The organism is Halomonas sp. PGE1 (genome assembly GCF_013000985.1).
Classification (GTDB): domain Bacteria; phylum Pseudomonadota; class Gammaproteobacteria; order Pseudomonadales; family Halomonadaceae; genus Halomonas; species Halomonas alkalicola.
Window position 1 is genome coordinate 714373 of record NZ_CP053032.1, and the last position, 13586, is coordinate 727958.

Below are 13586 nucleotides of genomic sequence, written 5' to 3' on the forward strand. Positions count from 1 at the left end.
TTGTACTTTAGCCCAGCCCCTGGTGCTGCCAGGGGCTGGGTGGAAACCTACCGATATGTTGGACGGGAGCTTCTTCTTGTTTCGATGGCTGGCTAGAACGACACAACCTCGCCGTCGGCAGGAATAAGCACGCGATCTGCAATGTCATTATCTTCCACGTACTCACCCAGTTCCTCACGGGTCAGGGTCATGTGATTCACCGCGTCCATATGCACCGCGATGATGGTGGCATTTGGAGCCGCTTGATAGGCGCGCAGAGTGTCTTCCTTGCCCATGATGATCGGGTCGTTCTCGAAGCCGGTGAATTCGGCTGCACCAGCATTCAGCACGATTACCTCGGGCAGGTAGCGCTCTAGCGCCTGGTCGACCTCGTCACGCCAGACCGTATCCCCGACCACATAGGTGGTCTGGCTGTCTGGTGCCTCGAAGACCACGCCCATTATTTCGCCGAGTGCCTCCGCAAGCTCGGGGACGGAATAGATGGCGTCGGAGCCGTGCTGGCCGCCAGTGCGGTGTAGATCGACCCCGCCGAACTCGGCAGTGCCATCCAGGACCCGGACGTCCTCGAAGCCTTGTGAGCGAATCAGTTCGGCATCGGACTGGTGTTGGGCGAACAGCGGGATATCCTTGGGCAGCAGGGCCTGGGCAGCATCATCCCAGTGATCCAGGTGGGTGTGAGTGACGATGACCGCGTCTACGCCATCGATCACCTCCTGCACTGACATCGGCAACTCCACCAGGGGGTTGCGTAGCTCACTGCGATAGGTGCCATCGAAGCCGGGATAGGCACCCTTTTCGGCCAGCATGGGATCGATCAGGAAGGTGGTCTCACCATAAGTGATCTTCACCGTGGCATTGCGGATATGTTGCACCTGCAGGGTTGTGTCTTCTGCTACCGGTGCGGCGTAGGACGCGCCGCTGGCGAGGGCGGCAGCCAGAAGCAGGGGGCTGACAAGCGTCTTGAATGACATCGAGGTTCTCCGCGTATGGTGTTGGATGGAGCACACTGTAGGAGAATCCGCTTGGCCAGATAATCGGCCCAGGAGACAATAATCGAAAGAATTGGGCCAAGAGAGGCATTATGTCGCTTCCCCGCGTGGGGCTGATTCTCTATCCGCACTTCAGCCCCTTCCATTTCTCGGTACCCTATATGGTATTCGGCACGCCGTCCCCCGAGGGCCCCCTGTTCGATCTGTGCATCGTGGCACCGACGGGACAACAGCTAGAAGCCGAGCGAGCCATGACGGTGCGTCCCGATGGTGGCCTTGAGCTGCTGGAGCAGGTGGATATCGCTGTGGTTCCCGGCTGGCACGACCTGGGTGAGCCACCGGCGCCGGAGTTGCTCGAGGCCCTGGTACGCTGCCATGAGAGGGGCGCCCATGTGGTAGGGCTCTGCTATGGGGCCTATGCCCTGGCCTATGCGGGGCTGCTGGATGGTCGGCGGGCCTCGACCCACTGGCTGGCCGAGGAAGATTTCAGCCACCGATTCCCCGCCATCGCGCTGGATACCAATGCCCTCTATGTGGAAGACGATCGCCTGGTGACCTCTGCTGGGACGGCCGCCGGGCTGGACTGCTGCCTGTTCCTGGTGCGCGAGTACCATGGGGCTCGGGTCGCTAACCAACTGGCCCGGCTGCTGGTGGTGCCGCCCCACCGGGAGGGCGGGCAGGCGCAGTTTATCGAGCAGCCGATGGCCGCCTCCACCCAAGACTCCCAGATCAACCTACTGCTCGACTATCTGCGCACACACTTGGCGGAATCGCACAGCATCGATGCACTGGCCGTTCGCACCAACATGAGTCGTCGCTCCTTCACCCGCCACTTTCACCGCGCCACTGGCATGACGGTGGGGGAGTGGTTGATCAACGAGCGCCTGAGGCGAAGCTGTGAGCTGCTGGAAACTACGACCTTACCGATCGATCAGGTGGCAGAGTGCAGCGGTTTTAACACGGCGACCTCACTCAGACAGCACTTCCAGCAACGTTTCCGCGTGAGTCCCAGGGAGTGGCGAAGGGCTTTTGGCATCAGGTAGAGACATCAGGGGTGGCCGCGCAACCCGTCAACTCACCTGCATTATACGATCGTCTGAATTAGTCCGCCCTGATGCAGGTTGACAGCTGGGGCCTCGTCCTCTTCAATAGCTACTCGATGATGCCGTGTGATGCTGGTGGTAATTCCTGATCTCTCAGGCTGTCCCTATACGCATTTCACGAAGCCTTGCGCTAGGCGTAATGCGCTGATTTTTATCGGTTTTTTGGTGGTGTGACTTGTAATCAGTAGGTCCCGGGTTCGACTCCTGGTGCCGGCACCATCAAGCAGCGCAAGATCAGCAGATTAGAGCGAATACTAACCGTCCACTGTGGCGGTTTTTTTGTGCGCGACGTCATGCCTCCCCACTCTTCTCGATCTCCAGGCCAGCGGTAGTGGTACGCGGCGCCTGGTGCGGTAGACTGTATGGCTTGTCGCCGAGATGCGGCACGCATAATGAGAAGGAGAAGACCCGCCATGCGCTTTGTTCCACGTTTTACCGATGGCCAGGAGTTTCCCCACGCGCTCGGCAAGATCGTCTGCGTCGGCCGCAACTATGCCGATCATGCCAGGGAGCTCGACAATCCGGTGCCCAGCGAGCCGCTGCTGTTCATCAAGCCGGCGACCTGTGCCGTGCCGCTGGAGGAGCCCATCGAGGCGCCCTTCTCCCGGGGCGAGGTGCATTACGAGACCGAGCTGGCGCTGCTGGTCGGCGAGGAGCTCTCCCACGCCACTGCCGATGAGGCCGAGCGCGCCATCGTCGGGATCGGCCTTGGGCTGGACCTGACTCTGCGCGACCTGCAGACCCGCCTCAAGGAGAAGGGGCATCCCTGGGAGGTCTCCAAGGCCTTCGACGGGGCCTGCCCGCTCTCCACCTTCCTGCCGCTCTCTCAGGTGCCCAACTGGAGTGCGCTGACCTTCACCCTCGAGATCGACGGTGAGCTGCGCCAGCGCGGGGAGGGGGCCGACATGCTGTTCCCGGTCGCCACCCTGGTGGCGGAGATGAGCCGCCACTTCACCCTGCTGCCGGGCGATGTGGTGCTCACCGGCACCCCGGCCGGCGTGGGCCCGTTGCCCCGCGGCGCCGAGTTGCACTTCACCCTGACCGGCGGCCTGGAGTTCACCACCCGCGTCGTGGAGTGAGCTTGCCGCACCCCCGATAGCGCACGGCTGTCGTGCAAAAGGAAGACGCCCCGCGGCCTGGCCGCGGGGCGTCTTCGTCTGGCGGGGCAGGAGAGCGCGCTACTCGAGGTAGGTATAGCCCGCCAGGCCCTCGGAGAGGTCGTCGAGGAAGCGCTGCTGCTCGGCCTCCTCGAGGCCGCTGGCGGCGAGCTGGTCGGCCAGGTGGCGGCGCAGCACCTCGGCATCGAAGTTGACGTAGCTCAGCACGTCGGCGACTCGGTCGCCCTGCTGGATATGGCTCAGGGTCCAGCTGCCGTCCTCGGCCAGGGTCGCATCCACCGAGTCGGTGTCGCCGAACAGGTTGTGAAGGTCGCCGAGGATCTCCTGATAGGCGCCTACCAGGAAGAACCCCAGCAGCTGCTCCTCGCCCTCCTGCCATTCGGGCAGCGGTAGGGTGGTCTCCACGCCCTGGCCGTCCACGTAGCCGTCGATGCGTCCGTCGGAGTCGCAGGTGATGTCCTGGATCACCCCACGGCGCACCGGCTCCTGGTCGAGGCCGGTCAGCGGCAGCACCGGGAAGATCTGCTGGATGCCCCAGACGTCGGGCACCGACTGGAACAGCGAGAAGTTGACGAACAGCTTGTCGGCCAGTTTCTCGGCCAGCTCGTCGGCGATCTCGCGGTGGGCGCGATTGCGGGTGTCGAGGCGGGCGCGCAGCCTCGCGCAGGCGGCGAAATAGACCGCCTCGCCCTCGGCGCGGGCGTTGATGTCGGTCATGCCGATCACGAAGCGCTCGTGCAGCTCACCCATGGCCTGGACCAGGTCGTGCCAGGCTTCCACCAGGCCGCGTGGCTCGATGTGGGCGTGCAGCAGGTCATGCACTCGCCACAGCTCGTCGACCTGGGGGTCGCCCTCGACGCGGCGTTCGGGGGCCTGCTCGCTGACCCGCTCCTCGCCGATCACGTTGGTGATCAGCACCGCATGGTGGGCGGTCAGGGCGCGGCCGGATTCGCTGATCAGGTGCGGCTCGGGCAGCCCCTGTTCCTGGCAGGCCTGACGGAAGGCGTAGACCACGTTGCGGGCGTACTCGAGCATCGAGTAGTTGGCGGAGCAGAAGCTGCGCGAGCGGGTGCCCTCGTAGTCGACCCCCCAGGCCACCGCCCACGTCCACGGTATCCACCGGGGCGCCCAGCTCCACCAGGCTCTGGTAGAAGCGGGCGCACTCGCGCAGCCCGCCCTGGATGTCGCGGATATTGGCGATCTGGGAGCCCAGGTGGAAGTGCACCAGCTGCAGGCTGGCCAGGGCGTCGGCCTCGCGCAGCTGCTCCACCACGGCCAGGATCTGGCTGGCGGTGAGGCCGAACTTGGACTTCTCGCCGCCGGTATTCTGCCAGCGGCCGCGGCCCACGGTGGCCAGGCGCGCGCGCAGGCCGATGCGCGGCTTGACCCCGAGCTCGGCGGCCTCCTCGAGGATCAGCGGCAGCTCGGAGAGCTTCTCCACCACCAGGTAGACGCGGTGGCCGAGCTTCTCGCCCATCAGCGCCAGGCGAATGTACTCGCGGTCCTTGTAGCCGTTGCAGACGATCAGCGAGGGGCCGTCGCCGGAGAGCGCCAGCACGGCGAGCAGCTCGGGCTTGCTGCCGGCCTCGAGGCCCACCCGGTCGCGACCGCGCTCGGGGGTGGCGAGGATCTCCTCCACCACGCGGCGCTGCTGGTTGACCTTGATCGGGTAGACAGCGGTATAGCCGCCGCCGAACTCCTCCTCGGCCATGGCGGTGTCGAAGGCGGCGCACAGCTGCTCGACCCGGTCGTGGAGGATATCGATGAAGCGCACCAGCACCGGCAGGCGCAGGCCGGCAGTCTTGAGTTCGGCCACCAGGTCGTCCAGCGGCAGGGCCGGGCCCTCGATCTCGCTGCCCAGGGGGCGCACCAGGGCGTGCCCGGAGTCGTCCACGTCATAGTAGCCGCTGCCCCACTGGTCGATGTTCCAGACGCGCCGCGCGCGCTTCGCCGGGCTGCCGGCACTGGCCATGGAGAGACTCATGCATTCACCTCCGGGAGGGGAAGGGCGCCATGTGCCAGGCGCGCCTTGAGGATGGTGCGGAACTGTTCGGGGTCGTGGGGGGTGAGGTCATGGGCCGGCGGATCCACGTAGACCACCAGCAGCCTCGAGAGCCAGTAGCGCAGCGCGGTCATGCGCAGCATCATCGGCCACGCCTCCCGCTCGGCAGCGGTGAGCGGTCGTCGCGCCTGGTAGGCGGTGAGGATGGCGTCGTGGCGCTCGGCGTTCAGGCGGCCGTCGGGCTCGGTGGCCCAGTCGTTGATGACGATGGCCAGGTCGAACAGCAGGTCGCCGGTGCAGCCGTTGTAGAAGTCGATGATGCCGCCCAGGCGGTCACCCTCGTAGAGGGTGTTGTCGCGGAAGAGGTCGCCGTGCAGGGTGCCCTGGGGCAGCTCGGGGCCGCTGCCGAAGGCGTCCTGGTAGATCTCGACCTCATCCTTCATCAGGGCCTGGTCCTCCGGAGAGAGATAGACCATCACCTTGTGGTGCATGGGCAGCAGCCAGTGGAGATCCCGTGGGTTGGGGCGGTGGCCGGGGAAGTGCTTCGACACCCTGTGCATATGGCCCAGGGCGTCGCCCAGGGCGCGGCACTGGGCCAGATTCGGTGCCTTGGGGTGCCGGCCGGGCAGGCGCGGGAAGAGCAGCGCCGGCTTGCCGGCCAGGCGGTGCAGCGCCACGCCCTCCCGGTCGTGCAGCGGGCCCGGCACCGGCAGGCGGTGCTCGTCGAGGTAGTCGAGCAGGTCGACGAAGAAGGGCAGCTCGCCGAACTCGCCCTGCTCGAACAGGGTCAGCACCAGCTCACGCTGGTCGGTGGTGACGAAGAAGGTGCTGTTCTCGGTGCCGGCGGGCACCCCTTCCAGGGAGACCAGCGAGCCAGCGTCGAAGCGTGCCAGAAAGTCCGCGACCTGGGTCTCGGTAAGCGGTGTGAATACGGCCATGTGTCTCTCACCCGGGAATGCCAAGCGGCCTATTGTAGCGACTTGACAGTGTGATGCACGTGTCCGGGCTCGGGCAGGGACGATTGATGGCGTTCGAGAGGCGCCGGCGGGTCAGAAGGTCCTCAGGATCCACTGGGGCACGGCGATGCGGTCGCCCTCCTGGCGCTCGAAGTTGCCGTCGCCGTCGTGGTCCACCAGATAGTAGGCGGGGCCGCGGGAGGGGCGGATCTCGATGGCGTAGAGCTCGCCGTTGATGCGGTACTCGCGGATGGTGCGATCCTCCTCCTGGCGGATGGTGATGTCCGGCTCAAGGTCGGCGGAGGACTGGGCCAGGGCAGGGCCGGTGGCGATCAGCGAAAGCCCCAGCAGCAGGGCGATGAGGGTGCGTGTCACGAGCATGGTGGCCTCCGGGCTGCCTGGGGCAGTGTCGAGGGGAGATACCCGCAGTGTAAGGCGCCCGGCGCACGCTGCCCACTACCCGCGGAAAAACGCTCCGGCAATGCGTATCATGGGTGATCAGGATCACTTTCCGCCCAGCTTGAATGGATGCCTCCATGGCCGATACCCCCATCGTACTCGTCGACGGTTCCTCCTATCTCTACCGCGCCTTTCACGCCCTCCCGCCGCTGACCACCTCCAACGGCCAGCCCACCGGTGCCATCAAGGGTGTGCTCAACATGCTCAAGCGGCTGATCAAGGACTATCCGGACAGCCCCATGGCGGTGGTCTTCGACGCTCCGGGCAAGACCTTCCGGGACGAGCTGTTCGAGGCGTACAAGTCCCATCGTCCGCCCATGCCCGACGACCTGCGCTCCCAGGTGGCGCCGCTGCACGCCTGCGTGAAGGCGCTGGGCCTGCCGCTGCTCTGCATCGAGGGGGTGGAGGCCGACGACGTCATCGGCACCCTGGCCCGCCGGGCCACCGAGGCGGGGCGCGACGCCGTGATCTCCACCGGCGACAAGGACATGGCCCAGCTGGTCAACGCCCATATCACCCTGGTCAACACCATGAAGGACGAGACCCTGGATGTGGAAGGGGTGAAGGCGAAGTTCGGCCTGCCCCCCGAGCTGATCATCGACTTCCTGGCGCTGATGGGCGACAAGGTCGACAACATTCCCGGCGTGCCCGGCGTGGGCGAGAAGACCGCGCTGGGCCTGCTGCAGGGCATGGGCGGTGGCCTCGAGGCGATCTATGCGGACCTGGAGAAGGTCAAGGAGCTCGGCTTCCGCGGTGCCAAGACCCTGCCGAAGAAGCTCGAGGAGCACCGCGACCTGGCGTTCCTCTCCTACCAGCTGGCCACCATCAAGACCGACTGCGAGCTGCCGGTGGGCCTCGACGATCTGGACATCGCTCACCCCGACCGCGAGGCGCTCCGCGAGCTCTACCGCGAGTTCGAGTTCAAGGCCTGGCTCGCCGAGCTGCTGGAGGGCAGTGACGCAGGGGGGGATGACATGGCCGGGGGCAGTGCGGCCACGGAGGCCGTCGAGGAGGCACCAGGCGCCGGCAGCCCTCCCCGCGAGGACCAGGTGATCCTCGAGCGTGACGCGCTGGATGCCTGGCTCGAACGCCTGAAGGCAGCCGAGGCCTTCTGCTTCGACCTGGAGACCACCAGCCTCAACTACATGGAGGCGCGCATCGTCGGTGTGGGGCTCTCGCTCGTGCCGGGGGAAGCGGCCTATATCCCGCTGGCCCACGACTATCTGGACGCGCCGGAGCAGCTCGATCGTGACGCCGTGCTGGCCGCCCTCAAGCCGCTGCTGGAGGATGCCGGGAAGACCAAGATCGGCCAGAACCTCAAGTACGACATCTCGGTGCTGGCGAGCCATGGGATCGCGGTGGCAGGGCCCCTGGAGGACACCATGCTGGAGTCCTATGTGCTGGACTCCACCGCCACCCGCCATGACATGGACTCCCTGGCGCTGAAGTACCTGGGCGAGAAGACCGTCTCCTTCGAGGAGATCGCCGGCAAGGGGGCCAAGCAGCTTACCTTCAACCAGATCGCCCTGGAGCAGGCGGCCCCCTACGCCTGCGAGGATGTGGACATCACCTTGCGCCTGCACGGCGAGCTGCGCCCGCGCCTCGCGGCTACCGGGCGCCTGGCCGAGGTACTGGAAGAGATCGAGCTGCCCCTGGTGCCGGTGCTGTCGCGGATGGAGCGCACCGGGGTGGCGCTGGATCCGGCGCGTCTCCACGCCCAGAGCCAGGAACTGGCGAAGCGCATCGACGAGCTGGAGGCCCGCGCCCACGAGCTTGCCGGGCGCGAGTTCAACCTGGGTTCCCCCAAGCAGCTCGGCCAGATCCTCTTCGAGGAGCAGAAGATCCCGGTGATCAAGAAGACCCCCAAGGGGGCGCCCTCCACCGCGGAAGCCGTGCTGGAGGAGCTGGCGCTGGACTACCCGCTGCCCAAGGTGATCATGGTGCATCGCGGCCTGGCCAAGCTGAAGTCCACCTACACCGACAAGCTGCCGCGGCTGGTCAACAAGGCCACCGGCCGGCTGCACACCAGCTATCACCAGGCGGTCACCGCCACCGGGCGGCTCTCCTCCAGCGACCCCAACCTGCAGAACATCCCGATTCGCACCGAGGAGGGGCGCAAGATCCGCCAGGCCTTCATCGCCCGGCCCGGCTACCGCATCGTCGCCGCCGACTACTCCCAGATCGAGCTGCGCATCATGGCCCACCTCTCCGAGGACAGGGGGCTGCTGGACGCCTTCGCCGAGGGGCGGGACATCCACGCCGCCACCGCGGCGGAGGTATTCGGGGTGCCCCTGGCGAAGGTCACCCCCGACCAGCGGCGCAGCGCCAAGGCGATCAACTTCGGGCTGATCTACGGCATGAGCGCCTGGGGGCTTTCCCGCCAGCTGCATATCGAGCGCAACCAGGCCCAGACCTGGATCGAGCGCTACTTCGACCGCTACCCGGGGGTGGCCCGCTACATGGAGCGCATCCGCGCCCAGGCCGCCGAGGATGGCTTCGTCGAGACGGTGTTCGGCCGGCGCCTCACCCTGCCGGAGATCCACTCCCAGAACCGCGCCCGCCGCCAGGGGGCCGAACGCACGGCGATCAACGCCCCCATGCAGGGCACCGCGGCGGACATCATCAAGCGGGCGATGATCGACGTGGACGCCTGGCTGCAGGCGGGCGAGATGGATGCCTGGATGGTGATGCAGGTGCACGACGAACTGGTGTTCGAGGTGGCCCAAGCGCAGGTGGGGGCCTTCATCGAGCAGGTGAAGGAGCGCATGCAGGCCGCCGCCGAGCTCAGCGTGCCGCTGATCGTCGAGGCGGAGTCAGGTGCGAACTGGGACGAGGCCCACTGAATCAAGAACGCCACCGCGGCTGCGGTGGCGTTTCGGGGTGGGGCGCGGTCCGGAAGGCTCAGCGCCAGCCGACGCGATCGAAGATGCGAATCGCCTCGGGGTTGTTCTCGCCCAGGATGCTGATGTTGAGATCGTCCTTCTTGAAGTCGCCCCAGGACTCCAGCACCGGGTTCTTCTTGACGCCCTCGACCGCCGGGAACTCGTAGTTGCCGTTGGCAAAGATCTCCTGGGCGGTATCGGAGGCCAGGAACTCCAGGAAGCGTACGGCGTTGTCGCGGTTCGGCGCGCCTGCGACCACGCCGGCCCCGCCGACGTTGATGTGGGTGCCGCGATCATCCTGGTTGGGGAAGATCACGCCGACCCGCCGGGCGGCCTCACGATCGGCCTCGCTGTCCGAGTGCAGCAGGCGAACATAGTAGTAGTGGTTGGCCAGCGCGAGGTCGCACTCGCCGCTGGCGACGCCCCGGATCTGATCGGTGTCGCCGCCTTCCGGGTCGCGTGCCAGGTTGGCCACGACGCCCTGGGCCCACTCCTCGGCCCCCTCGGCCCCGTGGTGCTCGATCAGCGAGGCCATCAGGGACTGGTTGTAGATATTGTTGGAGGAGCGGATGCAGACCTGGCCCTCCAGCTCGGGATCGGCGAGATCCTCGTAGCTGGCGACCCGGCTCGGATCGAAGTCCTCGCGATCATAGAAGATGACCCGCGCCCGCTGGCTGAAGCCGAACCACAGCCCCTCCGGGTGGCGCATGGACGACGGCAGGCGCTCGTCCAGCACGGCCGACTCGACGCCCTGGAAGATGCCGTCCTGCTCGGCCCGCCAGAGGTTGCCGGCGTCCACGGTGATCATCACGTCGGCCGGGCTGGCCACGCCTTCGCGCTTGATCCGCTCGATCAGCTGGGCGGAGTCGCCTTCCAGGAGGTTGACCTCGATGCCGGTCTCTTCGGTGAAGGCCTGATAGAGTGCCTCGTCGGAATCGTAGTGACGTGCCGAATAGACATTGAGCGAATCGGCGCTCGCCGCGGTGGCGAAGGCGGAGCCGGCCAGGGCGACGGCCAGCGGGGCAGCAAGACGAACAGGCTTCATCATCGGGACCTCGTGTGCCTCAGGAATAGGAATGATAATGCGTTGCATTAACTCGGGCCATTGAACCCTCTCCGCCGAGATCCGTCAAGTCCGGTGTGGCCGGTTTCTTGCGCTGGCGCAGGGAGTGATCGAAATGCGAGTCTCTTTCATACGCATTAACACTTGGGATCGGTTATGATAGGGCCATGTTGTCCGGCACGATGTCGAGAACGCCCATGAAGCACAATCTCATGCAAGCCTCCGGGCCCCGGGAACTGGCGCTGTCGATGGCAGGGATCCACCATGCCTTCGGCAAGCGCGACGTGGTCAAGGGAGTCGACCTGGAAGTCGCCCCGGGCGAGGTCGTCTGCCTGCTCGGGCCATCCGGCTGCGGCAAGACCACCCTGCTGCGGATCGCGGCCGGCCTGGAGTCCCTGCAGCAGGGGCGAGTGGTCCTGGACGGGCAGGAGGTGGCGCGCCCCGGCGGGAATACCCTGCCCCCCGAGAAACGCAGCGTCGGCCTGGCCTTCCAGGACTCGGCCCTGTTTCCCCACCTGTCGGTGCTCGATAACGTCACCTTCGGCCTCAAGCGCCTGCCCGGCCGTGAGCGTCGCCGTCGGGCCCTGGCGCTGCTCGAGCAGCTGGGCATGGCGGCCCACGCCGAGAGCTACCCGCACATGCTCTCCGGCGGACAGCAGCAGCGCGTGGCCCTGGCCCGTGCCCTGGCGCCGGAGCCGCAGCTGATGCTGCTCGACGAGCCCTTCTCCAGCCTCGATGCGCGCCTTCGCGACCAGATCCGTGATGACACCCTCCACGTGCTCAAGAAGGTCGGGGCCGCCACGCTGCTGGTGACCCACGACCCGGAAGAGGCGATGTTCATGGCCGACCGCATCGCGCTGATGTGCGATGGCCAGATCATCCAGATGGGCACCCCGCGCGAGCTCTACTGCACGCCCAGCGACCCCTTCGTGGTGTCGTTCTTCGGCGAGGTGAACGAGCTATCGGGCGTGGTTCGCGATGGCGTCATCAGCACGCCGGTGGGTGATGTCGAGGCGGGCTGGCTGGCCGATGGCTGCGAGGCGAGGGTGATGGTGCGCCCGGAAGCCCTGCAGGTCGCGGTGCTGGATGCGCCGCGGGAGTCGCACCGGTACAGCCATATCGTCATGGCCAAGCTGCTGGGGCGCACCAGCCTGCTGCACATCTGTGCCCATGGGGCCGACGGGGAAGAGGCCCACGTCCACGCCCGCATGCCCGGCGTCTTCCTGCCCGCCGAGGGGCAGCCGGTGACGCTGCGGCTGGACCCCTCCCAGGTATTCGTCTTTCCCTCACTTGCCGCTGCCGGGCCGGGAGCGGCGCATGGCCAGGCTGAGCAGGATCACCGGGACTATGCCTACGACGACGATGGCCAGTGAGGCCGTGGAGGCCTCGGCGAGTCGTTCGTCGGCCGCCAGGCTGTGAGCCCTCACCGCCAGCGTATCGAAGTTGAAGGGGCGCAGGATGATGGTCGCCGGCAGCTCCTTCATCACGTCGACGAACACCAGGATACAGGCCGCCAGCAGGCTGCCCCGCATGATCGGCGTATGCACGCGCCGCAGCGTGCCGGTAGTGGTCTGCCCCAGGGTGCGTGCCGCGGCATCCATGCTCGGCGTGACCTTGCCCAGGCTTGCCTCCACGGCATTGAACGAGACGGCCAGGAAGCGGACCACGTAGGCGTAGATCAGGATGAACGCCGAGCCGCTGAAGATCAGGCCGATGACCTCCCCGCGATGCTCCAGTAGCCAGGTATTGAGGGTGTTGTCGAGCCAGGCGAAGGGGATCAGGATGCCTACCGCCACCACCGAGCCCGGAATCGCATAGCCCATCGCCGCGATGCGGGCGGCGGTGCTGGTCAGCCGGGTGTCGTTGAGGCGCACCCCGTAGCTCAGCACCACGGCCAGGGCCACCGCGACCAGCGAGGCGACGCTGGCCAGCACCAAGCTGTTGCGGGCGTAGGTCAGGAAGCGGGTGCCGAACAGGGCGTCGCCCTGCTCGATGGCCAGCTGGGTGAGGATGCCGCTGGGGACCAGGAAGCCGCCCAGGATCGGCAGCAGGCAGGCCAGGAAGGCGCCGGCGGCACGCCAGCTCCCCAGGTGGAACTCGGGCAGTTGCTGATAGCGGCTGGAGGTATGGAAGTAGCGCCGCTTGCCCCGGGACCAGCGTTCCAGCAGCACCAGCGCGATGACGAAGGCCAGCAGGCAGGCCGCCAGCTGGGCGGCGGCGACCTGCTCCCCGAGCCCGAACCAGGTGCGATAGATGCCGGTGGTGAAGGTGTCCACGCCGAAGTACTGGACCGCTCCGAACTCGTTGAGCGTCTCCATCAGCACCAGCGACACGCCGCCGATCAGCGCCGGCCGCGCCAGGGGGATCGCCACGCTGCCGAACAGCCGCCAGGGGCCCCTCCCCAGTGAGCGGCCCACGTCGAGCATGCAGACCGACTGCTCCATGAAGGAGGCGCGGGCCAGCAGGTAGACGTAGGGATAGAGCACCAGGGTGATCAGCGTCGCGGCCCCGCCCAGGGAGCGGATGGCGGGAAACCAGTAGTCGCCGTGGCTCCAGCCGAAGAGCTCGCGCAGCCAGCTCTGCAGCGGGCCGGAGAACTGCAGGAAGTCGGTGTAGGCATAGGCGATCACGTAGGTCGGCACGGCCAGCGGCAGCAGCAGCGCCCACTCGAACAGCCGGCGCCCGGGGAAGCGGCACATCACCACCAGCCAGGCGGTGCCGGTCCCGATCACCAGGGTGCCGATCCCCACCGTGATGACCAGGAAGAGGGTGTTGGCCAGGTAGCGCGGCAGGACGGTGCTGGCCAGGTGCTGCCAGACGCCGCCGGTGGGCATGACGATGTGCGCCATGATGGAGAGGATCGGCAGCGCCACGATCAGCGCAATCCCGAGCAGGAGTAGCGTCCAGGGGGTCAGATGGGGGATCAGCCGGCGCTTCGCGGCGGGCAGGCCGCCACTGCTGGATCTAGACAAGCGGGTGACTCCTCGCAGAGCAGTTGCAAATGAGTTGCGTTG

The 13586-nt window shown here is 66.7% G+C and carries 9 protein-coding genes and 1 pseudogene; 4 read left to right on the top strand and 6 right to left on the bottom strand.

Annotation, left to right across the window (positions count from 1 at the left end):
• Positions 1–92 precede the first annotated feature (92 nt).
• Positions 93–971 carry an MBL fold metallo-hydrolase gene (locus tag HIR79_RS03410; protein ID WP_169956817.1) on the bottom strand — a complete coding sequence of 293 codons (879 nt, stop codon included), beginning with the start codon at positions 969–971 and terminating at the stop codon, positions 93–95.
• A gap of 110 nt (positions 972–1081) precedes the next feature.
• Here HIR79_RS03410 and HIR79_RS03415 point away from each other — a divergent pair, with 110 nt between their 5' ends.
• Together HIR79_RS03415 and HIR79_RS03420 are read left to right on the top strand one after the other, a co-directional pair.
• Positions 1082–2032 (top strand): GlxA family transcriptional regulator, encoded by a 951-nt coding sequence (locus HIR79_RS03415; RefSeq protein WP_169956819.1) that lies wholly within the window; start codon positions 1082–1084, stop codon positions 2030–2032.
• A 473-nt stretch (positions 2033–2505) separates the two neighbouring features.
• On the top strand, positions 2506–3171 hold the full coding sequence (locus HIR79_RS03420; protein WP_119023210.1) for a fumarylacetoacetate hydrolase family protein: 666 nt from the start codon (positions 2506–2508) through the stop codon (positions 3169–3171).
• 99 nt (positions 3172–3270) lie between these two features.
• On the opposite strand, the pseudogene speA reads toward HIR79_RS03420, so the two are convergent.
• From speA to HIR79_RS03435, 3 genes and pseudogenes are all read right to left on the bottom strand, one after another.
• Positions 3271–5182 (bottom strand): annotated as a pseudogene (speA, locus tag HIR79_RS03425) (biosynthetic arginine decarboxylase).
• An 8-nt stretch (positions 5183–5190) separates the two neighbouring features.
• Entirely contained in the window at positions 5191–6150 is a 960-nt protein-coding gene (locus HIR79_RS03430; protein WP_169956821.1) for a homoserine kinase, read from the bottom strand.
• A gap of 111 nt (positions 6151–6261) precedes the next feature.
• The gene (locus tag HIR79_RS03435; protein ID WP_169956824.1) at positions 6262–6549 is read right to left on the bottom strand and encodes a DUF2782 domain-containing protein; all 288 of its coding nucleotides are present in this window, start codon (positions 6547–6549) and stop codon (positions 6262–6264) included.
• 155 nt (positions 6550–6704) lie between these two features.
• On the opposite strand from HIR79_RS03435, the gene polA reads away from it, so the two are divergent.
• Complete coding sequence (polA, locus tag HIR79_RS03440) at positions 6705–9470, top strand: DNA polymerase I (RefSeq protein WP_169956826.1); 2766 nt, start codon at positions 6705–6707, stop codon at positions 9468–9470.
• A 58-nt stretch (positions 9471–9528) separates the two neighbouring features.
• Here the strand turns inward: polA and HIR79_RS03445 are convergent, their stop codons facing one another.
• Positions 9529–10554, bottom strand: a complete 1026-nt coding sequence (locus HIR79_RS03445; RefSeq protein WP_169959453.1) for a Fe(3+) ABC transporter substrate-binding protein — start codon at positions 10552–10554, stop codon at positions 9529–9531.
• Positions 10555–10769: 215 nt separating this feature from the next.
• Here HIR79_RS03445 and HIR79_RS03450 point away from each other — a divergent pair, with 215 nt between their 5' ends.
• Positions 10770–11945 carry an ABC transporter ATP-binding protein gene (locus HIR79_RS03450; RefSeq protein ID WP_169956846.1) on the top strand — a complete coding sequence of 392 codons (1176 nt, stop codon included), beginning with the start codon at positions 10770–10772 and terminating at the stop codon, positions 11943–11945.
• Here the strand turns inward: HIR79_RS03450 and HIR79_RS03455 are convergent.
• On the bottom strand, positions 11859–13544 hold the full coding sequence (locus HIR79_RS03455; protein ID WP_169956848.1) for an ABC transporter permease: 1686 nt from the start codon (positions 13542–13544) through the stop codon (positions 11859–11861). The two genes, HIR79_RS03450 and HIR79_RS03455, sit on opposite strands and share 87 nt — an antisense overlap.
• Positions 13545–13586: the final 42 nt, after the last annotated feature.

Coding starts and splice junctions, on each gene's coding strand:
- HIR79_RS03410 (WP_169956817.1), bottom strand. CDS start 971: ATGTCATTCAAGACGCTTGTCAGCCCCCTGCTTCTGGCTGCCGCCCTC.
- HIR79_RS03415 (WP_169956819.1), top strand. CDS start 1,082: ATGTCGCTTCCCCGCGTGGGGCTGATTCTCTATCCGCACTTCAGCCCC.
- HIR79_RS03420 (WP_119023210.1), top strand. CDS start 2,506: ATGCGCTTTGTTCCACGTTTTACCGATGGCCAGGAGTTTCCCCACGCG.
- HIR79_RS03430 (WP_169956821.1), bottom strand. CDS start 6,150: ATGGCCGTATTCACACCGCTTACCGAGACCCAGGTCGCGGACTTTCTG.
- HIR79_RS03435 (WP_169956824.1), bottom strand. CDS start 6,549: ATGCTCGTGACACGCACCCTCATCGCCCTGCTGCTGGGGCTTTCGCTG.
- polA (WP_169956826.1), top strand. CDS start 6,705: ATGGCCGATACCCCCATCGTACTCGTCGACGGTTCCTCCTATCTCTAC.
- HIR79_RS03445 (WP_169959453.1), bottom strand. CDS start 10,554: ATGAAGCCTGTTCGTCTTGCTGCCCCGCTGGCCGTCGCCCTGGCCGGC.
- HIR79_RS03450 (WP_169956846.1), top strand. CDS start 10,770: ATGAAGCACAATCTCATGCAAGCCTCCGGGCCCCGGGAACTGGCGCTG.